The 24,642-nt window shown below is 59.3% G+C and carries 19 protein-coding genes; 7 read left to right on the forward strand and 12 right to left on the reverse strand.

Annotated elements, in window-relative coordinates; genetic code table 11:
- Nucleotides 1-52 precede the first annotated feature (52 nt).
- Nucleotides 53-496, forward strand: coding sequence for a CYTH domain-containing protein (locus AC13RM_RS13115; RefSeq protein WP_285174251.1), 444 nt, complete (start codon nt 53-55; stop codon nt 494-496).
- On the opposite strand, the gene AC13RM_RS13120 is transcribed toward AC13RM_RS13115, so the two are convergent.
- The 9 genes from AC13RM_RS13120 to melA (AC13RM_RS13160) all read right to left on the reverse strand — a co-directional run bounded on the left by AC13RM_RS13120 (nt 493) and on the right by melA (AC13RM_RS13160) (nt 12,471).
- Entirely contained in the window at nt 493-714 is a 222-nt protein-coding gene (locus AC13RM_RS13120; RefSeq protein WP_440479747.1) for a hypothetical protein, read from the reverse strand. The two genes, AC13RM_RS13115 and AC13RM_RS13120, sit on opposite strands and share 4 nt — an antisense overlap.
- 8 nt (nt 715-722) lie before the next feature.
- On the reverse strand, nt 723-1,784 hold the full coding sequence (locus AC13RM_RS13125) for a hypothetical protein (protein ID WP_440479746.1): 1,062 nt from the start codon (nt 1,782-1,784) through the stop codon (nt 723-725).
- 314 nt (nt 1,785-2,098) lie between these two features.
- On the reverse strand, nt 2,099-3,241 hold the full coding sequence (locus AC13RM_RS13130) for a fumarylacetoacetate hydrolase family protein (protein ID WP_440479745.1): 1,143 nt from the start codon (nt 3,239-3,241) through the stop codon (nt 2,099-2,101).
- A 177-nt stretch (nt 3,242-3,418) separates the two neighbouring features.
- Nucleotides 3,419-4,789 carry an alpha-glucosidase/alpha-galactosidase gene (melA, locus tag AC13RM_RS13135; protein ID WP_132719288.1) on the reverse strand — a complete coding sequence of 457 codons (1,371 nt, stop codon included), beginning with the start codon at nt 4,787-4,789 and terminating at the stop codon, nt 3,419-3,421.
- Nucleotides 4,790-4,807: 18 nt separating this feature from the next.
- Nucleotides 4,808-6,478 carry an ABC transporter ATP-binding protein gene (locus AC13RM_RS13140; RefSeq protein ID WP_113228361.1) on the reverse strand — a complete coding sequence of 557 codons (1,671 nt, stop codon included), beginning with the start codon at nt 6,476-6,478 and terminating at the stop codon, nt 4,808-4,810.
- A gap of 10 nt (nt 6,479-6,488) precedes the next feature.
- Nucleotides 6,489-7,616, reverse strand: a complete 1,128-nt coding sequence (locus tag AC13RM_RS13145) for an ABC transporter permease (protein ID WP_285171569.1) — start codon at nt 7,614-7,616, stop codon at nt 6,489-6,491.
- Entirely contained in the window at nt 7,616-8,626 is a 1,011-nt protein-coding gene (locus AC13RM_RS13150) for an ABC transporter permease (RefSeq protein ID WP_113228359.1), read from the reverse strand. Before AC13RM_RS13150 ends, AC13RM_RS13145 begins: the two co-directional genes overlap by 1 nt.
- Before the next feature lie 158 nt (nt 8,627-8,784).
- Nucleotides 8,785-10,872 (reverse strand): ABC transporter substrate-binding protein, encoded by a 2,088-nt coding sequence (locus AC13RM_RS13155; protein ID WP_113228358.1) that lies wholly within the window; start codon nt 10,870-10,872, stop codon nt 8,785-8,787.
- Nucleotides 10,873-11,004: 132 nt separating this feature from the next.
- A complete protein-coding gene (melA, locus tag AC13RM_RS13160; protein ID WP_374821370.1) occupies nt 11,005-12,471 on the reverse strand; it encodes an alpha-glucosidase/alpha-galactosidase in 1,467 nt (488 codons plus the stop codon).
- A 210-nt stretch (nt 12,472-12,681) separates the two neighbouring features.
- On the opposite strand from melA (AC13RM_RS13160), the gene AC13RM_RS13165 reads away from it, so the two are divergent.
- Together AC13RM_RS13165 and AC13RM_RS13170 are read left to right on the forward strand one after the other, a co-directional pair.
- Nucleotides 12,682-13,584 carry a helix-turn-helix transcriptional regulator gene (locus AC13RM_RS13165; RefSeq protein ID WP_374821373.1) on the forward strand — a complete coding sequence of 301 codons (903 nt, stop codon included), beginning with the start codon at nt 12,682-12,684 and terminating at the stop codon, nt 13,582-13,584.
- 195 nt (nt 13,585-13,779) lie between these two features.
- Nucleotides 13,780-16,023, forward strand: coding sequence for a glycoside hydrolase family 2 protein (locus tag AC13RM_RS13170; RefSeq protein ID WP_440478006.1), 2,244 nt, complete (start codon nt 13,780-13,782; stop codon nt 16,021-16,023).
- 21 nt (nt 16,024-16,044) lie between these two features.
- Here AC13RM_RS13170 and AC13RM_RS13175 read toward each other — a convergent pair whose 3' ends face one another.
- Entirely contained in the window at nt 16,045-16,956 is a 912-nt protein-coding gene (locus tag AC13RM_RS13175; protein WP_488555164.1) for a GntR family transcriptional regulator, read from the reverse strand.
- A 317-nt stretch (nt 16,957-17,273) separates the two neighbouring features.
- On the opposite strand from AC13RM_RS13175, the gene AC13RM_RS13180 reads away from it, so the two are divergent.
- The 4 genes from AC13RM_RS13180 (at nt 17,274) to AC13RM_RS13195 (ending at nt 22,109) form a co-directional block, all read left to right on the forward strand.
- Entirely contained in the window at nt 17,274-18,293 is a 1,020-nt protein-coding gene (locus AC13RM_RS13180) for an aldo/keto reductase (protein WP_488555165.1), read from the forward strand.
- Nucleotides 18,294-18,470: 177 nt separating this feature from the next.
- On the forward strand, nt 18,471-19,460 hold the full coding sequence (locus AC13RM_RS13185) for an ABC transporter substrate-binding protein (protein ID WP_113228352.1): 990 nt from the start codon (nt 18,471-18,473) through the stop codon (nt 19,458-19,460).
- 94 nt (nt 19,461-19,554) lie between these two features.
- The gene (locus AC13RM_RS13190) at nt 19,555-21,105 is read left to right on the forward strand and encodes a sugar ABC transporter ATP-binding protein (RefSeq protein WP_488555166.1); all 1,551 of its coding nucleotides are present in this window, start codon (nt 19,555-19,557) and stop codon (nt 21,103-21,105) included.
- A gap of 32 nt (nt 21,106-21,137) precedes the next feature.
- Nucleotides 21,138-22,109: an ABC transporter permease gene (locus AC13RM_RS13195; RefSeq protein ID WP_113228350.1), complete on the forward strand. Its 972-nt coding sequence runs from the start codon at nt 21,138-21,140 to the stop codon at nt 22,107-22,109.
- A 236-nt stretch (nt 22,110-22,345) separates the two neighbouring features.
- Here AC13RM_RS13195 and AC13RM_RS13200 read toward each other — a convergent pair whose 3' ends face one another.
- Together AC13RM_RS13200 and AC13RM_RS13205 are read right to left on the reverse strand one after the other, a co-directional pair.
- Complete coding sequence (locus tag AC13RM_RS13200; protein ID WP_488555167.1) at nt 22,346-23,353, reverse strand: acyltransferase family protein; 1,008 nt, start codon at nt 23,351-23,353, stop codon at nt 22,346-22,348.
- Nucleotides 23,350-24,642, reverse strand: coding sequence for an O-antigen ligase family protein (locus tag AC13RM_RS13205; RefSeq protein WP_488555168.1), 1,293 nt, complete (start codon nt 24,640-24,642; stop codon nt 23,350-23,352). Before AC13RM_RS13205 ends, AC13RM_RS13200 begins: the two co-directional genes overlap by 4 nt.

The following is a 24,642-nucleotide window of genomic DNA, read 5'->3' on the forward strand; positions in this document are numbered from 1 at the left end:
GCCTGAATATGAACGCCGATTTCTTCTCAGCGACATTCCGGATCTTCCCGGAATGGCATTCCGGCTGATCGAAGATCTTTATCTCGACGACACCAGGCTGCGCCTTCGCAAGATCACCTGCGAGGATGGAAACGAGCACTACAAGCTCTGCAAAAAATACCCCGGCCCGAGCGCCAATCCCCTGGCAATCGTCAATATCTACCTGACATCGCAGGAATATGATCTTCTTTCAGCGCTGAACGGCAAAAGCATTCGGAAGAGGCGGTACAATATTGCCCCGTCCGCGCTTTGCCTCGATATTTTCGAAGGCCAGCTTGCCGGCTTGGTTCTATGCGAGATCGAGGCGGAGTCCGTCGCCTTGCTCGAAGCGCATACATTGCCTCACTGGATTGGACGCGACGTTTCAGACGATCCGTTTTTCACCGGCGGCAATCTTGCTTCTATCGATGCTGCGCAACTGTCGGAGAGACTGGCGTCGCTCGGGTCTGGCGCTTAGTCGTTAACGATCTTGCCGGCAATGAAGAAGCTCAAGACAGGCAGCGCGATCCAATCAAGCCAATCGGAGGGAGGTGCTGCGGTGCGTCGTCTTTTTTCGCGAAGGAGGTTTTCTCTGCCGCCTTCGTCGGCTCTGACGGCAAGGTTGATACTGATTTGCCTGACTTTGGCATCACGACGTCGGCCCCGGCTGAATAGCAAGGCCGACGTCGCGATCATGCTTTTCGCTATTTTCCGTAAGTCAGTACGGTGAACGTATTGGGGAAGAACGTGTTGGCATAGAAGGGAGAGACTGTCGTCAGGATTTTCTTGGAGGCGTCGGCGCTGCCCTCGGCCGTGATGGCATAGATCGCCTTGGTTTGACGATCCATCGCCATTGTGCGAACGCCGGCACGGGTGCCGAGTGTTTCCAGCGGCTTGTAACTGTCGGGGCCATCGACCTCGAAGACGTTGAGATTGGCGCTCACGCCGTTTGCAGTGAAGATACGCTTTAGGTCACCATCGTAGACGATACTGTCGGTTCCTCCCCCGATCTCAGCGCTGTAAACGACCTTGCCGCTATTCCCATCAAGTACGGTGAAAGAGGGCTTGATGGTATCGTGCCCGCGGCAACTGATGTAGACGCGTTCGTCAACGGTATTGACCGTCACGGCGGTTGGACGACCGCAAGCCGGGGCCGTGTCGTAGGTCGCGACGATCTTTCCGGCCTTAGTGTCGATCTTGTACACTTTATCGAGATCTTGTGCGGCGAGGAAAAAGGCGGATTTGCCGTCGCTATCGGCACCTTCGACCTTTTTGCTTGGCACCTTCAGGCGACCAACTTCCTTCAGTGAAGGGACGTCCAGCATAATCAGCTCGGTGCCGTCCTGCCCGGCACCCATATTGAGCACCAGATGTTTGCTGACGGCATCATAATGACTGGTGTCGAGATCCTCGCCGACCTTGATCGGAGCCTGGGCCTCCAGCGTCGAAAGCTTGAACGGCGTGATCGTGCCATCCTCATTATTGGAAATGCCGAGATCGAATTCGGGGATGAGCACGGCACCATCTGAACTATCGATCGCTGTCTTATCGATCACCTTGATGACCTTGTCGGCAGTAGGATCGAAGACCTGCAAACCTTCCTTACGATGGCCCAGGAAAACCCGATGTGTAGCGGAATCGACTGAAACATAGTCATAGCCTGAGCCTTTGCCTTCGATCGCGGTGGCATGTTGCTGGTGCCAACCATCGAACGCGAATGCCGGCGTCATCATAATCAGTGCGAGCGCAGTTGTAGAAATTGCCAATCTCGACCTTATCATCCTATCCTCCTGATAAGTTTGCCGTTCCCCCCGGGCTCCGCAAACTAACAAGTCAAGCTTTCAACGAGCTTTCATTGAGGAGCTCATGGGTGATGATCGCATCCAAAAGGTCGGCTTTAACGGTTCTCAGGAGCGTACGATCCTCTCCTGCCGCGCAAGACCATCGAGCGCGCAACTCATAGCAGCGCAACCGCAGAACCACGCATGACGTCAAATGCGGAACATCATGCAAATTCGGGAAACCCGTCAGGATTGACCTGATGAGCTGAACCGCTCGAGATCCCGATTTCCTCCGGGTCTCAGATCAATCCACGCCGGGCGAGATTGCGCATCAGATGCGAAGCCCCGAAAGTCCAGGGCGGGCATTCGGTTGATAGCAGCACGCGGTTCCTCAGCGCCCCCAGCTTGTCGTTGGAGATGGTGACGATGTCACCGACCTTGTGGGTAAAGCCCTGGCCGGACGTGTCGCGATCCTCGACGGGGGCGAAAAGCGTTCCCATGAACAGCACGAAGCCATCGGGATACTGATGATGACGACCGATGGTCTGAGAGACGAGATCGAGCGGATCGCGGCTGATTTCCTTCATCGACGAGCGGCCGTGCAGCACATAACCGTCCTCACCTTCGACCTTGAGGTCGAGATCGGCGTTACGCACGTCGTCGAGAGTGTATGTGTCGTCGAACAGACGGATGAAAGGCCCGATCGAGCAGGAAGCGTTGTTGTCCTTGGCCTTGCCGAGCAATAGCGCGGACCGGCCCTCTACATCGCGCAGGTTGACGTCGTTGCCGAGGGTGGCGCCCTTCACACGGCCCTGACTATCGACGGCGAGCACGATTTCCGGCTCGGGATTGTTCCACTTGGAGATCGGATGCAGGCCGACATCCGCACCTTGCCCGACGGAGGACATGACCTGCGATTTGGAAAAGACTTCGGCATCCGGTCCGATGCCCACTTCGAGATATTGCGACCAGACGCCTTCCTCGATCAGCGCTGCCTTGACCTTGGCCGCCTCCGGCGACCCCGCCTTCAAATTGCGCAGGCTGTCGCCGATCAGCGCTGTCACCTTGCCGCGGATTGCTTCGGCAAGGTCCGGATTGCCGGCTGCGCGCTCCTCGATGACGCGCTCCAGCATCGAACGGGCGAAGGTGACGCCGCACGCCTTGATAGCCTGTAGGTCGATAGGGGCAAGAAGGTGGATGGCCGAGCGGTCGGCCCTGGCGGCAAGCAAATCGTCGAGTTTGGCGATGGCTTCGCCTTTGCGCGTGCGAATGAAAGCCACCGGATCATCTTTTTCCAGAAGGTCGCGCATGGTTGGCGTCTCCTTCGAGGTGATGTCATAGAACGTGCCATCGCGAAGGGTGACGAGGGCAGGACCTTCCACATCCGGGCGCCAGATGCGGCCAACAAAGGTTCCGGTGGTGAATGTATCTGAGCTCGCCATGTCGTTCGTCTCCTCCAAACTGCGTGTGTTTTCTAACTCAGGCGAAGGTGCTTTGCCATGGGTTATCGGAGCGATATTCGCCCGCGTTTTGGATTTTCATTTTCTCCGATGCGGTAAAAATGGAAGGCCCCGCGGCAACACCGCGAGGCCTTTGGGCCGCAAGCCGGGAGAGTGGCTTCAGGCGGCCTGAACCTTGCGATTGCCGCGCGCCCATTCCGGCAGCCAATCGCCATGGGCTGCCAACAGCTCATCGACGAGCGACCAGATCTGATCGAGATCGAGTTCTGCTGCCGTATGCGGGTCCATCATCGCGGCGTGATAGATGTGCTCGCGGTTCTCTGTCATCAGAGCCTTTACCGTCAGTTCCTGCACGTTGATATTCGTGCGGATCAAGGCCGTCAGCTGTGGCGGCAGGTCGCCGACATAGGTGGGCTGGATGCCGGAGGCATCGACCAGGCAGGCGACTTCGGCTGCACAATTGAACGGCAGCGAGGTAATGCAGCCATTGTTGCGGACATTGCCGTAGATGACCGACGGCTCGCCGGTCCAGACCGAATTGATGATCGAGGAGGCATATTCCTTCGACTGCTTGACCTCGATCTTCTCAGCCGTGCGATATTCCTCGGCCTGGTTTTTCCAGCGTGCCACCTGTTCGATGCAGCGCTTCGGATACTCGTCGAGCGGAATGCCAAACTTCTCGATCAGGTCCTCGCGGCCTTCCTTGATGAAGTAGGGCGTATATTCGGCGAAATGCTCGGAGCTTTCGGTGACGAAATAGCCGAGGCGGGTCAGCATCTCATAGCGCACCTTGTTCGGGCAGCGCGGATTCCAGCCAGGCTTCGGCGCGCGTCCTTCGCGATAGGCGCGCACGAGATCCGGATAGAGATTGCGGTAGGAACCATCGGGCTGGCGGTGCTCGAATTCGAGATAGAAGGCCATGTGGTTGATGCCGGCGGAACGATAGCGGATCTCGTCATAGGGAATGTCGAGATCGTGAGCCAGCTCCATCGCCGTACCCTGCACGGAGTGGCAAAGGCCGACCTGCTTGATCGTTGGGTACTTCTCGCCGATCGCCCAGGTATTGATTGCCATCGGGTTCACATATTGCAGCATGATCGCATTCGGGCAGACGGCGAGCATGTCCTCGCAAATCTTCCAGAGATGCGGAACCGTGCGCAGGCCGCGCATGATGCCGCCGACGCCGAGCGTGTCGGCGATCGTCTGGCGCAGGCCATATTTCTTCGGAACCTCGAAATCGGTGACCGTGCAGGGCTCGTAGCCGCCAATCTGGAAGGCGACGACGACGAAATGTGCGCCGTCAAGCGCCTTGCGCTGGTCGGTAAAGGTTTCGACCGTGGCCGGAGCGCCAAGCGTCGAGGCAAGCTTGCGGGCAACGATGGCGCTTTCGTCCAGCCGCTGTGGATTGATGTCCATCAGCGCGATCCTGGCTCCTGCCAGGGCAGGGCGCTGCAAGACGTCGCCGATGATATTCTTCATGAAAACGGTCGAGCCGGCTCCGATGAAGGTGATCTTGGGAGTGCCTGTCATGTCAAAATCTCCTGAATGCTATGAAGCCACCTCGAACGCCGCTCTGACAAGGCGTTCGGTGTAAGCCGTCTTGGGATGCGATAGGACTTCTTCGACCGGCCCTTCCTCCATGATCTTGCCGTGCTGCATGACGATCACGCGATGGCAAAGGGCGCGCACGACCTTGAGGTCGTGGGAAATGAAGAGATAGCTCAGACCCCGCTCGTCCTGCAGCTTGCGCAGGAGGTCGATGATCTGGGCCTGGACGGAAAGGTCGAGGGCCGAAGTCGGCTCGTCGAGAAGGATGAATTCCGGCTCGAGCGCGATGGCGCGGGCAATGGCTATGCGCTGGCGCTGGCCGCCGGAAAACTCGTGCGGGAAGCGCGAGAGAATATTGGCCGGCATGCCGGCGCTGACGAGCGCCTCCTTGACGCGTTCCAGCCGCTCGGTCTTGTTGGCGCCGAGATTGTTGACAATCAGCCCCTCGCAAATGATCTGGCCGATGGTCATGCGCGGGTTGAGCGACGAGAACGGATCCTGAAAGACGATCTGCATGCGCGAGCGCAGGGGCCGCATTTGGGCGCGAGACCGATCGTGGATCGGTTGCCCGTCGAAGAAAATCTCGCCGCCATCGGTATCGATCAACCGCAGCAGCGCCTGGCCGAAGGTGGTCTTGCCCGAGCCGGATTCGCCGACAAGGCCGAGCGTCTCGTGGCGGCGCAGCTCGAGATCGAGTCCGCCGACGGCGACGAGCTCACGCATGTCGGGCTTAAAGAAGCTGCCGTGACGCAGCATGAAGGCCACCTTGACCGACTTGCCTTCGAGCACCGTGTCACAGTTCGGCGGCAGCGGTTTTGCATGCCCGCGCGGCTCCGAAGTCAGCAGATGCCGCGTGTAGGGATGCTGCGGATTGGCAAAGAGCGCTTCGGTCTTATTGTGTTCGCGCATCTCTCCATGCTGCATCACATAGACATAGTCGGAGAACTGGCGCACGACGGTCAGGTCGTGGGTGATCAGGATGACCGCCATGCCGAGCTGCTTTTGCAGGTCGCGGATGAGATTGAGGATCTGCGCCTGCACCGTGACGTCGAGCGCCGTCGTCGGCTCGTCGGCGATCAGGACATCCGGATCGTTGGCGAGCGCCATGGCGATCATCACGCGTTGCCGTTGTCCACCCGAGAGCTGATGCGGATATTGTTTCAGCCGAGCTTCCGGATCGGGGATCTGAACCTGTTTCAAAAGGTCGAGCGCCCGCTTCTCCGCGTCGCGGCGGCTGACCTTGCGATGGACCCGTATCGCCTCAACGATCTGGCTGCCGATCGTGTAGATCGGGTTGAGCGAGCTCATCGGCTCCTGGAAAATCATCGAGATGCGGTCGCCGCGCAGCTGCCGCCGCGCCTTCTCCGAAAATTTCAGCACGTTCTTGCCGTCGTAGTGAACGGCGGCTTTGTCTGAAACCACCGCACGCTTGGTCAGGAGGCCCATGACGGTGCGGGCCGTCACCGACTTTCCCGAGCCGGATTCGCCGACGATCGCGATGGTTTCGCCGCGATAAAGCTGGAAGGTGATGTCCTTGACGGCATCGACCATGCCGTCCTCGACCTTGAATTTGACGGCAATATTGCGGGCGTCGATGACAGGCGAGGTGGTCTTTTCGCCGGCATCGTGCCTGGTGTCGGGAGCATAGGGATTGACGAGTGCGAGAGCCATTCCGTTCTCCTCAATAGGGGTCGATTGCGTCGCGCAGGCCGTCGCCGAGCGCATTGAAGGCGAAGACGGTGACGAGAACGAAGGCGACGGGCGAGAGAATCCAGGGGTAGGAGCCGATGACCGAATAGGTCGACGTATCCTGCAGCATCAGGCCCCATGAGATCAGCGGCGGCTTGACGGCAAAGCCCAGGAAGCCGAGGAAGGATTCCAGCAGCACAACACTCGGGATTGCGAGCGTCACCGCGACGATGACATGGCTCATGACGTTCGGCAGGATATGCTGCAGGATGATGCGCCAATCGGTTGCTCCGACCGCCATCGCGGCGCGAACATACTCGATCCGCGCCAGCGCCAGCGTTTTGCCCCGCACCTCGCGGGACATCTGTGCCCAGCCGAGCGCAGACATCACGACGATGACGAAGGCGAGGAAGACGTTCGTAGGCGCAGTCACGGGGATCAGGGAGGTCAGCGCCAGATAGAGCGGCACTTGCGGGAAAGCCAGTACGACCTCGACGAAACGCTGGATCCAGGCGTCCACCGCACCACCGAAATAACCGGAGATCATGCCGATCGTCGTGCCGACGATGGTGACGATGGAAACCACGGTCAAGGCGATCATCAGCGAGATGCGCGAACCATAGATGGCGCGCGACAACACATCCCGCCCGAACTTGTCGGTGCCGAGGAAATGCACCGGACCGCCGTCGATCGCGCCGAAGAGATGGCGGTTGCCGGGGATCAGGCCAAACAAATAATAGGGATCACCCTTGACGAAGAAGCCGAGCAGGCGCGGGTGGTCATAGTCCGGCCCGACGATTGGCTGGAAGGTGACCGGGTCGAGATCCGTCGTCTCGGCAAGCGCGTAGACGCGGGGTAGAAAGACGAAGTTGCCGTCCTTGTCATGGAAACTGATGACCTGCGGCGGCGCAAAACCGGTATCGGTCGCCTTCGGATCGAGTGGTGCTACGAATTCGGCAAAGATCGCCATCAACAGCAGCAGGATGACGAGAACGAGACCGCTCATGCCCGTCCAGGAGCGCTTCAGGCGCCGCCAGACCAGCGCGATATAGCTTTCATTGCCGCTTTTGAGCTGGATCTTTTCTTCCGGCGATGGCGGGGAGTTGCTGAAGGCCAGCATCAGTGTATTCCTCCCTGTTGACGGACACGCGGATCGAGCAGCGCAAGCAGCATATCCGCGATGATATTGCCGACGATGAGGGTGGCCGAAAGCACCATCATGAAGGTTGCCGTCACATAGACGTCGCCGATCGCCATCGAGCCGACGATGGCCGGACCGACGGTCGGCAGCGTGAAGATGATGGCGGTCTCTATCTCGCCCGTCAGCATGTAGGGCAGGACGACGCCCTGATACATGACGAGCGGGTGCAGCGCGTTCGGCACTGCATGGCGCATGACGACCGCGCCGCCGGAAAGGCCTTTCGCCCGCGCGGTCTCTACATATTGGGCATTCAGCGTATCGAGAAGATTGCCGCGCATGACACGCATATTGTAGGCAAGGCCGCCGAATGTCGCGATCGCAACGACAGGCCAGACATGCCTGACCAGATCGACGAACTTGGCCCAGGACCAGGGCGCACCGCCATATTGCGGCGAGAAGAAGCTGCCGATCTCCGAGACGTTGAGCTGGAAGACGAGAAGATAAACGATGATCAGCGCCATCAGGAAGCGCGGCACCGTCATGCCCAAAAAGGAAATGCCCGACAGGAGGCTGTCGATCCAGCTATATTGCCGTGTCGCCGCCCATATGCCGAAACCGATACCGAGAACGGATGCGAAGATGTGGCAAACCAGCGCGAGAGCCAAGGTCCGCGGCAGACGCTCTCCAACGACATCGGCGACGGGTTTGTTGTAGAACATGCTGTAGCCGAAATCGCCCTTGGTGACGATGCCGCCGATCCAGTTGACGTATTGAACCACCAGCGGCTTGTCGAGCCCGTGTTCGCGGCGGTAAATTTGCGCCTGTTCATCGGCTTGGGCGAAGGATGCACCGCCCTGGTTCATCAATTGCGAGCGTATGTAATCAGCATAGTCGCCAGGCGGGGCCTGAATGATCGCAAAGGTCACCACGCTCAGGATGAAGAGCACGGGAATGGCGGAGGCTATTCGCACGAGCAGGAATCGTAACATCGGACGGTTCGCTTCTCTTGATGCTGTCGGCAGTCTCATCCCATCGGGGTGATATACGCCGGCGGTTCAATTCTATCCCGGCGATAGCTGATCGCTGGATGTTTCAGGTCCCATGGCAACCGGCATCATACCGGCTGCCATGGGTGTTTCATACGACCCTACTTGATCGGACCGGCGCTGCCAGGAGCACCCGGAAGCTCTTCCGGGAAGAGCTCGTACTTGCCCTGCTTGTCAGCTGCGACCCAAAGGCGCTCGCGGATGATTGAGTCCTCTGCCCAGTTGAAGAGGAAGATCGGCGTGCCCGGAGGAACGTTGGAGAAGCGCTTGTTGATGATCAGTGCACCTGGATATTCGGTCAGACCGATATTGTAGAGGTGTCCCGTCGAGATCTTCTGGAACTGCTTCATCAAAGCCACGCGTTCGTCGTTGTCCTTCGATGTCGTGAATTTGCTGACGACATCCACCATGTCCTTTTCGAAGGGCATGAGATCGACCGTGCCATCCGCACCCGCACGATGGTTCCAGCTCGTGCGAGGACCGACAGGTGCAAGCTGCTCCGTATTCTGGACGACCGAGGCCAGCTCCGTACTGTTACGTCGAACCATCCAATCGAAGCGGCCGCCGTAATTGGCATCATCGCGCTTGGGTCCGTCGAGCGCGTTGATGATGACGCGCAACCCGAGCTTCTCCATCTGGCCAACGACGCCTTCGGCCAGGCTCTTGTCGGTGGTGTAGTCGTTGCTGACCAGCAGGGTGATCTCGACATCCTTGCCCCCGTTGACGTTGGCCGGGAAATTTACGATGCCGTCGCCGTCGGTATCCTTCAGACCGGCCTTCGCAAGCTCGGCCTTGGCCGCGGCAAGATCGAACGGATAATAGACGGTGGAATTGCGATCATAGAAGCTGCTGCCGGAGGAAAGACCGCCCGGATAAATCGCCGTGAACGGGCCCTTGACCAGTGACTCGCCGAGGGCTTTGCGGTCCAACGCCATCGTAACGGCCTTGCGGAAATCCTCATTGCGGTTCAGGTCGCGAATGGCCTGAGCACGCGGATCGGGATTGCCCCAGCCATTGGCGGAGAAATTCATCTGCAGGTTATAGCCGATGAGGCGAGGGCCGAAGGCAAGACGAGCGGGCGCATCGGGCTGTGCGGCGCGCTTCAGCGAAGCGACGAAATTTTCCGGCTGCTCCAGGTTCGAAAAGTCGCCGGAACCGGCAACCGCTTGCACGTCGCGATCCGCCCAGGTCGAGAGCTTGTAATGCAGCTCATTGAGGTAGGGCAGCTGATTACCCTTCTCGTCGACCTTCCAGTAGTAGGGATTGCGACGCAGGACGATGATATCGTCAGGCCGGTATTCGACCGGCACCCAGGCGCCCATGACCGGAATGTTCATATATTCCGGCGGGAAAGCGTTCTTGAACTGATCGTAGGTGTTCTTGGAATATTTCGGGTGCTGCGGCTTCAGGATATGAGATGGGCCCGGGCAGAAATTCGGATAGGCCATCGTGTAGAGATATTGCTTCGGGAAGGCGTCCTTGAAGGTCCATTCGACGGTGTAATCGTCGATCTTCTTGAGGGTCGTTCCCTCACCGAAAGCTTCCGGCGATGCGCCGCCGCCGAGCGGCGAGACGTTCGGGTCGATGACCTCGTCTTCCCAGTAGAACATGATGTCATCGGCGTTAAAGGGCACGCCGTCGGACCATTTCGCGCCTTCGATCAGATGCATGGTGAGCTTATGGCCGTCGGGCGACCATTCCCAGCCCTTGGCAAGGTTCGGCAGCGGTTCGGTATCCTTTGCCTCCACCTGGAAGAGGGGAGCCGTGCGCGTCAGGCACTCCGAAAGGGCGATGTCGATGCCGCCCCAGCCCTGGGTTTGACCGGCGCCGTAGTTCCAGCCCTCCGGCCGGCCGCCGATAACATGGCGCATGGTATCGCCATAGACGCCGACGCCGTCGGGCATGTTGCCCGTCTTGAAGACCAGAGGTTCTTTCGGCAGGCGATCCTTGACGGGCGGCAGCTTGCCGGTCTTTACGAACTTGTCCGTCACCCAGGCAGGCTCGTGATAGTCCGGCAAAGCCTTGAACTCCAAGATGGAGTTGCGCTCGACATATTTGATCTTGCCCTCAGCCGGGAAAACCGGCGGAACGGGCGGCACTGTCGGCTCGGCTGCGTAGGCGCTGATGGCGATCGCGGATGTGGCAATCGTCAATGCGGCGAGAAGGCCGATCGGTCGAAAATGTCTCATCTTGTTCTCTCTCCCAATATCGCGAGCTTTCCGTTCAGGCGTCGCGTTCCTCCCGTAAAACGGAAGACGGCCGGCTGCGGCGGGATATCACCCCTCTGCCGCCGCAGCCATTGTCTTCCGATCTGTTGTTCCTCAGCCGGCCTGCTTCAGCGCGGCCTTTTCTGCCCGCAACTCTTCGATCGAGCGTACATTGCGGCTTGCCGCACCCTTCCAATCGCGCGTCTTGACCTTGCCCTGCGACAGGCGCTCCTTCGCGCCATCGACCGCGTGGGCATATTGCGGCAGCCAACGGGCCTCGGCGACCACCATTTCGTCGACCATCTGCCAAACCTCCTCCGGTGTGGCGACGGCACCGACCAGCGGATCATGCAGGACGGCAAGCTTCAAGAGGTCAATATCGCCGCTGATAGCGGCATGGACCGACATGCGCTGAACGTTGATCGAGGATATGCAGGTGGCTGCACATGCCTCCGGCAGAGTAATTCCCGCCACCATGTTGATGCCGAAGCGATCGACGAAGCCGGGTGACTCGATGATGGCATCGGCAGGCAAATTGGTGATGACGCCATTGTTCTTGACGTTGAAATGGCCGCGATAGACGCGATTCGTCTCCAGCGCTTCGAGAATATGGCTGGCATGTTCGTTGGAGCGGCGTGCGGGGTCGATCGGCTGCGAGGCGCTGTCGAGGATCTGCTGGAATTCCGTCTCGAACCAGTTGCGCGTCTCGGTGGAGTGACGCAGATAGCCGCCGGTCTCGCCATGGATCCAGTCCGACATGTCGATCCATTTGTTGATCTCGTCGGGGCGCTTGCGATACCAGGGCAGGTATTCCGACAGGTGTCCGTTGCTCTCCGTCGAATAGACGCCAAAACGCTTGAGAACGTCGATACGCAACTTTTCCTGCTGCGAATAGACCGGATGGGCCTCGAAGGCGGCGATCAGCTCATCCTTGCCGATCTTGCGACCGTTGAAGCGCAGGTCGACGAACCAGGTCTGGTGGTTGATGCCCGAGCAGATATAGTCGAGTTCGCTCTTGTTCTTCGCGCCGAGCACTTCGGCGATCTGTTCGGCTCCATGCTGGACGCCGTGGCAAAGGCCGATCGTGTCGACCTTGCCATATTCGATCGCCGCCCAGGTGTTCATCGCCATCGGGTTGGCATAGTTCAGGAATTTGGCGCCTGTCTCGGCGACTTCACGGATATCCTTGCAGAAATCGAGAATGACTGGGATGTTGCGCTGGCCGTAGAGAATGCCGCCGGCACAGATCGTATCGCCGACGCACTGGTCGATGCCGTATTTCAGCGGAATGCGGATATCTTCGGCATAAGCCTCTAGGCCGCCGACGCGGACGCAGCTGATAACGTAGCGCGCGCCTTCCAGCGCCTTGCGGCGATTGGTGGTAGCCGTGACGCGTGTCGGGAGCTTGTTGGATTCGACGATCCGGTCGAGGATCGCCTTGATCATCGTCAGATTGTGCTCACTTACGTCGGTCAGCGCGAATTCGACGTCGCGGAATTCCGGCACGCAGAGAATGTCGGTGAACAGCTTTTTCGTGAAGCCGACGCTGCCGGCGCCGATGATAGCGATTTTGAAACTCATGATCCTCACCTTCAAGTCGATCGAATAAGCAGCGGTAGGGAAATCGACAGCATTTTCGCCCATGATCGCAGCGATTGCGAAACGGGCCGAAATCGTGATTTTTCCTCCGATCGCCGTTCCTCGCCGGCGAGCATGCGCTGTTTTCTGGCGGGATTATGCCTATAATCACGGAGGCGAACAGAGAACTATTATGCTTTTGAGGGTAATTTTGTGCTGCAAGAATTGATCGCTAACGGACAGGTTATGCGGACGGTTTCCCTGCCGCGTGGACGCCACCGATTGCACGCCATGCCGACCAGTGCGGGATATGAAATCCGCGAAGACGAAGCCTATGATTGGGATGGACGACGACGCGGCCTCACACCGTTCACCGTGCTGCAGCACACGATCAGCGGCACGGGTCGCCTGCGCTATGAAAGCCGTAACTATCGCGTCAACGCCGGGGATACGCTGCTCGTTCTCGTGCCGCATAATCATCGCTATTGGCTGGAGAAGGGGGAGCGCTGGGAATATTTCTGGATTTCTATGAACGGCGAGGAAGCACTCCGCATCCATCGCCTGATCCTCGCCGCAGCCGGTCCGGTGTTGAAGCTACAGCAGGCGACCATCGATCATCTTGCCGATTGCAGCCTTCGGCTCGTCAAGGGTGCCACGACACCGGCTTCGGCTTCTGCCATCGCCTATGAGGCTGCCATGGCGCTCTATGACGACGTCTTCGGCTCGCATGCCTTTGCTGCCGACCGCTCCGTCATGCAGATTGTCATCGACCACATCAATGCCAATCTCGACAAGCCGCTGCCGGTCGAAGAGCTTGCGAAGGTGGGCGGCCTCAGCCGCGCGCATTTTTCGCGCGTCTTCGCTGAGAGCGAAGGCGTGCCGCCGGCGGAATTCGTGCTGCAACAGCGCATGCAGCGCGCGGCGAAGCTGCTGACGAAGGCTGCCTTCATTCCGGTCAAGGAGGTAGCGATCATGTCGGGCTTCGACGATGCCAATTATTTCTCCAAGGTGTTTCGCCGCATCTACGGCATCAATCCGACGGAGTTCCGCACGACAGGCATGTATGCTTCGGTGCGCAGTCCGGTCGAGGAGACGAAGAACGGACGGAGCCGATAGATCCGTGATAGGTCGGCTCCTTGCTATCACCGCTTGCCTTGAAAATCGAAATCCGCCAACCGGTCGCATTGCGCAACGGCGGCGGGCCTGTATAGATATCGCCCCGCGGCGTCCTGCCTGCCTCGCCGCGTGCCTGACTTCTCAGCAACATCTGTTCGTCATCCGATGCGACGGGCTTAATCGATAGGATTGAATATGCGTTCTGTTGTCGCCTTCAATGAATCCTGGACGTTTCATGAAGGGTTTTCGCCCGAGGATGCCAGTCGCCCGCAGGAGGGACAGAGTGTTACGCTGCCGCATACGGCGGTCGAACTGCCTTTCAACTATTTCGACGAGAAATCCTATCAGCGCGCCTTCACCTATCAGAAGATCGTCAACTGGGATGAGGCCTTCGCAGGCCGCGAGGTATCGCTGATCTTCGATGCGGCCATGGCCGATGCCGTCGTCTATCTGAACGGCGAGGAAATCGTCGCCCACAAGGATGGCTACACGCCGTTCGAGGCCCGCCTGACCGGCCGCCTGCATAAGGGCGTAAACCTGATTACGGTCAAGATCGACGGCAGCGAGAACCCGCAGATCCCGCCTTTCGGCGGCCGGATCGATTATCTGACCTATGCCGGGATCTATCGCGATGTATGGCTGAAGGTTGCCGCGCCCGTCTCGGTCGCCAACATCAAGGTCGAGACGACGGATGTCCTTTCCGACCGCAAATCCGCGACGGTGCGCTGCGATATCTCCAATCCGCAAAATCTCGTTTTAAAGGGTACGGTGACGGTTACTTTGCGATCTGCCGACGGCGCAGCCATCGCTTCCGGAAAGGCTGACACCTCGGGTGAAAGCGTAAAGCTCAGCTTTGCCGGCCTTTCCGGTCTTTCGCTCTGGGAGCTCGACAATCCCGTTCTCTATTCGGCGGAAGTGGAGCTTGTGAGCGAGCATGGAGCGGATCGTCATACCGCGACTTTCGGCTTTCGTACGGCAAGCTTCACCGCCGAAGGCTTTCTGCTGAATGGCAAGAAGCTGAAGCTGCGCGGTCTCAACCGCCATCAGGCTTTCCCCTATGTCGGCTATGCGATGGGCCGATCGGCCCAGGAGCGCGACGCCGAAATCATCAAGCGCACCCTGAAATGCAACATTGTGCGCACCTCGCATTATCCGCAGTCGAAATGGTTCCTCGACCATTGCGACCGCATCGGTCTTCTTGTCTTTGAGGAAATCCCCGGCTGGCAGCATATCGGCGATAAGGAATGGCAGCAGGAATCGATCCGCAACGTGCGCCGCATGATCGAGCGCGACTGGAACCATCCTTCCATCATCATCTGGGGCGTGCGCATTAACGAATCCCAGGATTCTCACGATTTCTACGCCGAGACGAATCGTCTGGCGCGTGAGCTCGATCCGACGCGTCAGACCGGCGGCGTTCGTTACATCACCGAGAGCGAAATGCTCGAGGACGTCTATACGATGAATGATTTCATTCTCGGCAACGAGGAGCTGCCCGGCGCCAACCGGCCGCGCACGCCGCTCAGGCCGCAGCAGGAAAATACCGGTCTTTCCAAGGATGTGCCCTATCTGATCACCGAATTCGGCGGCCATATGTATCCGACGAAAATCTATGACCAGGAGCAGCGCCAAGCCGAGCATGTGCGCCGGCATCTGGAAGTCCTGAATGCTGCCTATGGCGATCCGTCGATATCAGGCGCCATCGGCTGGTGCATGTTCGATTACAACACCCACAGTGATTTCGGCTCGGGCGACCGCATCTGCTACCACGGCGTCATGGACATGTTCCGCGAGCCGAAATTCGCAGCCTATGTCTATGCCAGCCAGTGCGAGCCTTCCGAAGAGGTTGTCATGAAGCCGGTGACGATCTGGGCACGCGGCGAGCGCAATATCGGTGGTGCCCTGCCGCTCATCGTGCTCACCAATTGCGACGAGGTCGAGCTGCGTTACGGCTCGTTGACCAAGCGTCTCGGCCCGGACAGGGAGACTTTCCCGCATCTGCCGCACCCGCCTGTCGTTTTCGATCACCGCTCCTTTACCCCGGACGAACTCGGCGTATGGGGGATGGAGTGGGAGGACGTGCATTTCACTGGCTATATCGCCGGCAGAAAGGTTGTCGAGCAGCATATGGTCGCCAATCCGCTGCCGACGTCGCTTCACGTCGAAGCCGATGCCGATACCTTGCGCGCAGGCGAGCGCGATACGGTACGCGTCATCGTGCGTGCGCTCGATCAGGCCGGCTCGCGTCTCGCTTTTCTCAGTGAGGCCATCACGGTCAAGGTCGACGGCCCGGCGAAGGTTATCGGGCCGGAAACGGTGGCATTCCAGGGCGGGACCACGGGCTTTTGGTTGGAGGCGACGGGCGAGGCCGGGGCGATAAAGCTCGAAGTCTCGTCCCCACGCTTTGCTAGCCAAAGCTTGAGCTTCACCGCAAAGTGAGCAAACTGCCGGCTCTTGCCGTCAGGCAATTGAGCCGGCAACTTCGGCTGTGCCTTGCGGGATCGACTGTAGCAGCGTCTGCCGTGCCGAGGCGAGATGCCGGCGGCACGCCGCATCGATCCTTCGCTGGTCGCGCGATTGCAGGGCCTCGATATAGTCGAGGTGTTCGGTCACGGCGCGGGCATTGCGCTCGCGGGCGAACGTCTTGTTCCACTGATAGTGATAGTGAAAAATGATGGCGATGACGTCGTAGAAATCGGCGATGAAGCGATTTCCCGAGGCACGATGGATGAGGAGGTGAAACTTTTCATCGAGACGCGAGAAATCGCGGTAATGTGCATCGATATCTTTGAGCAGTTCCCGGTGTTCCTGCTCGATCGCCTTGAGATCCTCCCAGGCGCGATGATTGGCGGGCAGGCGACCGAATTCGGCGGCTGAATGCAGCTCGAACATTTCGCGCACATCGGCGAGCTCGAGCGCAAATTCGCTGGTGAAGCCCTTGAGGATCCAATGGCTGTTCGGCCGCTTTTCGATCAGGCCGAAGCGGCTGAAGCGAATGAGGAATTCGCGCACGACCGAGGTTCCGGTGCCGATCTCACGCGCCAGTTCCAGCTCGTTGATCTGCATGCCGGGCTGAGCTTCGTCGGACATGATACGCATCATGAAACTGCGCTCGATGATGTCATGTAGTGAATCGGTCTCTTCCTTCGGGAAGAAATCATCCTCCGTCGGCCGGCGCAGAACCGTCTTCTGCCGCTTGTTCCAGAGAATGATGCCGGCGTCACTTAGACGCATAAGGATCGCGCGCGCCGTACTGCGGCTGACGCCGAGTTCGGCGGCGATTTCCGGCTCGCTCGGCAGCTCGGTATCGGGCTTCAGGCGCGCCGCATAGCGATTGTACGCCTCCTTGAAGAGCGTGTTTTGCCTTGCCATTTCCCCCTCGCGTATCGTCGCCGCTCTTTACCGGCGGCGCTGTCTGAACCATGATCGGATGGCAGTCAATTGCAGGAGTGTTGACGAAGCGCACTGGCCACCTTCCTCCAAGGCGTCAGGCGATTTGCTCGTTGACACCAAAATGTTTATTGTAGATAAAAAACAAAATCAATTGGTGGATGGACTATCGGGAGCTAACCGCCACCAATGACGAAGGAGGAATGGGAGCGGCCCGCTTGGGATCACTCCGACATGGATCCAAGAGTGCCAAATGCGCTCATCGGAAATTGCGTGACAGCCATCACAAGGGAGAGGTGATGCAGACAAGAACAATCGACAGGACGGACCTTAAGGTCACGGAGATCAGCTTCGGCGCTGCGGCGCTGGGTGGTCTCTATCGTGCCTGTCCGCGCGACCAGGCAATGGCGACCCTTCAGGCGGCCTGGGACAGCGGTATCCGTTATTTCGACGCTGCGCCCTGGTATGGCTTTGGCCTCGGCGAGCGTCGTGTGGGCGATTTCCTGCGTGATCAGCCCGAGGACAGCTATGTTCTGTCGACGAAGGTCGGCCGCATCATGCGCCCGGTGCCGACCGACAAGGTGCCGAATTACGGCTATGTCGATCCGCTGCCCTTCGATGCCGATTATGACTATTCCTATGACGGCATCATGCGCTCGGTCGAGTTCAGCTATGCCCGTCTCGGTCTTAACCGCATCGATATTCTCTATGTCCACGATATCGGCGGCTACACCCACGGCAAGGCGCTCAACGAGCGCTATCTCGGCCAGCTTCTTGGCTCTGGGCTTAAGGCTCTCGAGGAGCTGAAGTCGTCAGGCGCGATCAAGGCTTATGGTCTCGGGGTTAACGAGGTACCGGTCTGCCTGGACGTCATGCATGCGGCCGATATCGATTGCATCCTGCTTGCGGGCCGCTACACGCTGCTGGATCGTTCTGCGGTTGCCGAGCTGCTGCCGCTTTGCGAGAAGAAGGGAACGTCGCTAATCGTGGGCGGCGTCTTTAACTCCGGTATTCTGGCGACTGGCCCCGTGCCTGGCGCGCATTTCGACTATCTGCCGGCGACACCGGATATTCTGGCCAAGGTCGGGGCGATGGAGGAGATCGCCCGCAAGCATGGTCTGCCGCTTGCACAGCCGGCGCTTCAGTTTCCGCTGCGAAGCCCTTGCGTGGCTTCGGTGCTGATCGGTACGGCGAAGCCGGAGAGTCTTGTCCGCAACATGCAGCTCATGGAGCCACGGCTTCCCGACAGTCTCTATGCGGAGTTCGAAGATTTGACCGTGGTCGCGCCTCCGTTGGGAGACGAGGCGGTCAGAGTCTAGCAGATTGGGAGCTATCGAGCCGTCAGAAGAGACGGCTTCGAAGAGGAGGAAAGCCTGTTTTGGCGTCGGTGGCCTTTCCGCCGCGCGATGCGTGATGCCGCAAGGCGTTGCGATACCAGCCGTAAGCGTTCAGCGGCGGGTGTGCAGGAGAACAGAGCGCGTTGAGAGGAGAAGCAGATGAAAATTGCCAAGTCACTTCTGTCCCGCCGCAGCTTTACCGGCCTGGCCGGCGCTGCCGTCATAGCGATGGCGATGCCCGTGCAGTCCTTCGCGGCCGACGTGACCATCCCGATCATCGTCAAGGATACGACGTCCTTCTACTGGCAGATCGTTCTCGCCGGCGCCCGCCAGGCGGGCAAGGATCTCGGTGTGAAGGTGCCGGAACTCGGCGCACAGTCGGAATCCGATATCAACGGCCAGATCAGCATTCTCGAAAACGCCGTTGCCGGTAAGCCGGCCGCTGTCGTCATTTCGCCGACCGAGTTCAAGGCGCTCGGCAAGCCCGTGGATGAAGCCGCCAAGTCCGTGCCAGTCGTCGGCATCGACTCTGCTGCCGATTCCAAGTCCTTCGTCTCGTTCCTGACGACCGACAACGTCCAAGGCGGCCGTATCGCTGCAGACGGTCTTGCGGCCGCAATCAAGGGCATGACCGGCAAGGAAGAGGGTGAGATCGCCATCATCACCAGCCTGCCTGGCGTCGGTTCTCTCGACCAGCGTCGTCAGGGCTTCCTGGAAGAGGTCAAGAACAAGTATCCGGGCCTGAAGGTCGTTGCCGATAAATATGCGGACGGTCAGGCAACCACCGGTCTCAACATCATGACCGACCTGATCACAGCCAATCCGAAGCTGGTCGGCGTCTTCGCCTCCAACCTGATCATGGCCCAGGGCGTGGGCCAGGCAATCGCCGAAAACAAGCTCGGCGACAAGATCAAGGTCATCGGCTTCGACAATGACGACAAGACCGTCGGCTTCCTGAAGTCGGGCGTTCTTGCCGGCCTCGTGGTGCAGGACCCCTACCGCATGGGTTATGACGGCATCAAGACGGCGCTCGCCGCTTCCAAGAAGGAAAAGGTCGAGGCCAATGTCGACACCGGCGCCAACCTCGTCACCAAGGCGAACATGAGCGACCCGAAGATCGATGCGTTGTTGAACCCGAAGGTCAAGTAAGGCTTGAGGCCGCGCCCGCGCGAATCGGGCGCGGCCTTTTCGTCTGGCCGCTTCTCCGAGGCGGTCGTGCGGCGATGCGAGAGGAGGAGACCTCATGACGAGCCTTGAAGAAATCAGCCATAGGCACGACGATACCGTCAAGACGGAAGCAAACCGCATTCCGCCAGGCTCGCCCATCCTGGAACTCAAGGGCTTGCAGAAGCGCTATGGCTTCGTCGAGGCGCTGAAGCCGGCGACCGTCACGTTTCTGGCCGGAGAAATTCATGCGATCGTCGGCGAAAATGGTGCGGGCAAGTCGACCCTCATCAAGCTCCTGACCGGTGTTATCACCAGGACGGCGGGCGAAATTTTCTGGTGCGGGCATCCCGTGGCGCTTGCAACGCCGAATGAGGCGATCGCCCGCGGCATCAACGCGGTGCATCAGGAAGTGGTGCTCTGCCCTCATCTGACGGTCGCTGCCAATCTCTTCCTTGGCGATGAAGTCAATCGTTTCGGCCTGATGCGCAAGAAACAGATGGTGGCGATGGCCCAGACCGTGCTCGACGATCTCGGTTTCGGACTGCCGGCCGGCGAACTTTTGAGTTCTCTCACCATCGGACAGCAGCAGCTCGTGGCAACGGCAAGAGCGGCGATGCGCGGTACGCAATTCCTGATTTTCGACGAGCCGACCGCCTATCTCACTCGTCAGGAATCGGCGCAATTGTTCAAGCTGATCCGCCGTCTGCAGGGCGAAGGCGTGACGATCGTCTATATCAGCCATCGCATGGAAGAGGTGTTCGAACTGGCAGATCGCGTCTCGGTCTTACGCGACGGTACTCATGTCGGCACCCGCACGATCGCCGAAACCGACGAGGACGAGCTGATCAAGCTGATGATCAATCGTTCCATCGAGCAGATCTACCACAAGGAGGAGATTCCGATCGGCGATACCATCATCGAGGCTCGCGGTCTTTCCGGCCCTGGCTTCGAGAATATCTCGCTCAGCGTCCGTGCCGGCGAGATTGTCGGTCTTTATGGGCTGATCGGCGCCGGCCGCAGCGAATTTGCGCTGGGTCTCTACGGCCGCCAGCCGCTTTCAGCCGGAGAGATTTACTGGCAGGGGCGCAAGGTTGACATCCGCAACGAGCGTGATGCGATGGAGCTCGGCATTGCGCTGGCGCCCGAAAGTCGCCGCGATCAGGGGCTCTGCCTCAACCTGCCGATCGGGCTCAACATCAATCTGCCCGTGTTCCGGCGGCTGAGCAGCGGTCCGATCATCAATAGCAAGAGCGAAGCGGCCAATGCCGACAAGCAAATCCGCGACCTCAGCATCAAGACACCGAGCCGGCGGGTTCTGGTTTCCGCGATGTCCGGCGGCAATCAGCAGAAAGTGGTCATCGGCAAATGGCTGAGCCACGGCGCCAAGCTCTTCATCTTCGACGAGCCGACCGTCGGCGTCGATGTCGGAACGAAGGCGGAGATTTATCGGCTATTTGCCAAGCTGCTGCGCGCTGGCGCCGGCATCATCGTCATTTCGTCCTATCTGCCCGAGGTTTACGAACTCGCGGATCGTCTGCACGTCTTCCGCCACGGTCAGCTGGTCGCCAGCCATGATTTCCATGCCGCGACGCATGAGGAAGTCCTCGGCGAGGCAATCGGCGTCTGAACAACAAACAAGTCTAAAGAGGGAGAACAAAAATGGCCGCGAATACGACAGAAGGCCCGACCGTTGCGCCGCGGCGCAAGATGAACATCCTCTTCAGCTTGACGCTGATCCTGCTGTTGCTGGCGCTGTGGGTCGCGCTCGGATTCTGGACCGACAAATTCTGGACGCCGCTCAACATCACCAATCTGATGCGTCAGGGCTCGATGACGGCCATTCTTGCGCTTGGGCAAACCTTCGTTATCATCACAGCGGGCATCGATCTTTCCGTCGGCGCAATCGTCGGCTTCTGCACTGTCATCATCGCCTGGCTGCTGCAGGCCGGGTTTCCGGTCTGGGCGGCCATCCTGATCACCTTGCTGTTCGGGGTCCTGATCGGGGCGTTCCATGGTTTCGGCATCGTGCGCATGGGGCTGCCACCCTTCATCATCACGCTCGCGACATTGACATCGCTTCGTGGCATCGGCCTGCTGATTACCAACGGTTCGACGATCAACATCGTCAATGATGATTTCACCAATTTCGCCGTCTCGGATTTCTTGGGGATACCGAGCCTGTTCTGGATGGTGATCCTGGTGGCGATCCCGGCCGTGATCTTCCTGCATCTGAGCCGTTGGGGGCGCTATCTCTTCGCCGTCGGCTCAAACCGTGAGGCTGCGCGCTTGTCCGGCGTCAACGTCAACTGGATGATCTATCTCGCCTATATCCTGTCGGGAACCTGCGCTGCCTTCGTCGGCGTTCTGCTTGCATCGCGCATCGCCATCGGCAACGCGACACAAGCGGATGGCTGGGAGCTGCAGGCCATCGCCTCGTCGGTTATCGGCGGGACCAGCCTTTTCGGCGCGGTCGGCACCGTCTATGGCCCGCTGATCGGCGCCTTCATCCTGGCGACCATCAACAATGGCGCCAATCTGCTGAACCTCAACTCTTTCTGGCAGCGCATCATCACCGGCGTCCTGATCATCGTCATCGTCTATTTCGACCAGTTGCGTCGCCGCCGGGCCTAGGGCAGGAACGGAGCGACAATCGAGCGGGACGCTATCCCGTTCGATTGTTGCCATTGCTTGTTGTCAGGGAAAGAGTTCACGGGTCCCTTTGGAGCGCGGTGGGCACCAGGCGTATCCGGGCGGGCTCCGGTGTGGACGCTTGTAGACAGAAGCAGGCATCAGTCTGCCGCACAAGCTACGCCGGAACGGACGAAATATCCTTTAAGAGACGTCTACCGGACGGCCAAAGGGGCCTCTTAGGCCGGCGAGGGGCGCGATCTCTGCCAGCTCAGGTTTCTCAGCAGATTGCGCAGCGGCTTTTCGACGGCTTCGTAGGCGCAGATGCCGAGAATGGTGCCGCTGATGACGCCGACGAAGGTAATTGCGTCGGAGGGTATCTGCATCCGCGCCATCAGCTTGACGACCACCGAAATGGCCAATGTGTGCCAGAGGTAGATCGAATAGGAGGCGTTGCCGAGATAGGTGAGGAGCGGAATGGAGGGCAATTTGCCGCTGCGCTCCACCGACACTATGCCGAGCACGAGGGCAACAGCGAGCGGTCCGCAGGTCGCCTCGTTGAAATCCAGGCTCAAAATCTGGATCGTGGCAAAGCCCGACAATGCGACGACGATCAGGGCAAGGCCGAGGCCTGCCCCCGGCACATGTCCAGATAGCCAGAGGCGTCCGAGGATTGCGCCCGCGACGAATTCCAGGATGATCGGCCGCGTATAGGTCAAGAGCAACGGCGACTGTGGGTCGATGATGCCGCCGGCAAGGACGAAGGCGAGGAAGATCGCCGTCATGCTGGCAAGCCGCAGCCGTTGAGGCAGAAACAGGCAGGCCGCGAAGATGACGTAGAAGAACATCTCGAAATTCAACGTCCATCCCTGCACCAGAACCGGCCAGATCTCGCCGCCGCTCGTGCTTGGCGAGCGGACTGGAATAAACAGCAGGGAGCCGAGAATATGGCTTGCCGTCAGCTTCATATTCGGAAACAGACCAATGGCGGTGCCGGCGATCATGATGGCGGTCACGATCCAGTAGGACGGCGCGATGCGCTGCAGCCGGTCGAGCGCAAAACGCAGCGGCGTCACCGGCCGACGCTCGCTCATGGTCCACATGATGAAGCCGCTGATGACGAAGAAGACGTCGACGCCGGCGGCGCCGATGCGGAAATGGCCGCCGCTGCGCTCGGCTGCGTGAAACAACACTACGGCGAGCGCGGCAAAGGCACGGAGATATTGAATGCCGTAGAGTGTCTTCATTGGCCCGTTCGCGGCTCCCAGTTGACGGGCGGCGCGAATGGTATCTGCTCGTCCGTTCGCGATGGTGTGTTGGCCGGCATGCGCACTCGCATGGAAAGCTTTCCTGCTGTGAAGTAGAACAGGAAGGATCCGACATGGTACGGATTGAGAATATCGATCTCGACGAAGGAGCGGATCAGCAAGAGGGTCGCGACACCCAGAAGGATGTAGGATTCATCATTTCTGATGTCGCTCAGAAAGCGGCTGATATGGCCGATGAAAGCCGTCAGCAGGATCGAGGCGAGCAGGAAGACGCCGATGAGTCCGGTTTCGACCGTAGTTTCGATATAGGTATTATGGAAATGGAAGCCGGCGCGGGAGGCGATAAAAAACTCATCCCACAGTCGCTCGGGCTCGGAGAAACCCTGGACCCAGTAAGCTTGATAGCCGACGCCGAAGAAAGGGTTCTGCTGTGCGGCCGCGATGCCCTGCTGCCAAAGATAGGTACGCCCGGTGAGCGTGGAATCCTTACCAAAGGCACCGAGAACAAGATCGACCGCACCGAGATAGACGCCGGCAACTGCTAGGATGACGCCGGAGACGGCCGCTGTCACAAACAGCCTTTTGCGCTGCTTGGGCGACAGATACAGGATGACACGCAGGCTTATGCATAATGCTACGACCAATCCCGTCGTCAGCACCGATGTTGCCGATGCCGAAGCATGGAGGCAATAGGCGGACAGCAGGCCGGCAAATCCTGCACCCAGCATCCAGATCCGACGTTCGCCAAGGACGAAGACGGCCGCGAAGGCGAAGTAGATGCCGAGCGAGGCATAAAAGCCGAGCTGGTTCTTGGAATCGAAGGCGCCGACGAAGCTGTAGCTTCCGTCGATCGGATCATAAGCATAATAGCCGAACAATATCGAATAGATGAGCACGATGGCGGTGCCCGCGATCGCGCCGCGTGTCAGCGTGCGGATGTCGAGCGTGCGCATGGCGACTAGGGCGCAGAAGATATGGGTCATGTACTGGATCGCCGCGCGCGCCGTCGCGGAGGGGACGACCGACCAGAAGATCGACAGGCAGGTGAAAACGCCGAACGCGAAGAGCCAGAGCTGCCTGTTATAACTGCCAAGCACGTTCCGGTAGTCCATCATGACGAGCGGAAACCAGAGGGCATAATAGAGCAAAATGGAGGGTTGGCCGAAACGGGAGGAATAGGCAAACACGAAGAAGGAGAGAGCAATCGCCACCGCTCCGTAGGTGGCGTTGCTGCCTGGACGCACAAAGATCGATTTGGCTATCCGCAT

Source organism: Martinezella sp. CNPSo 3732, from assembly GCF_057784515.1.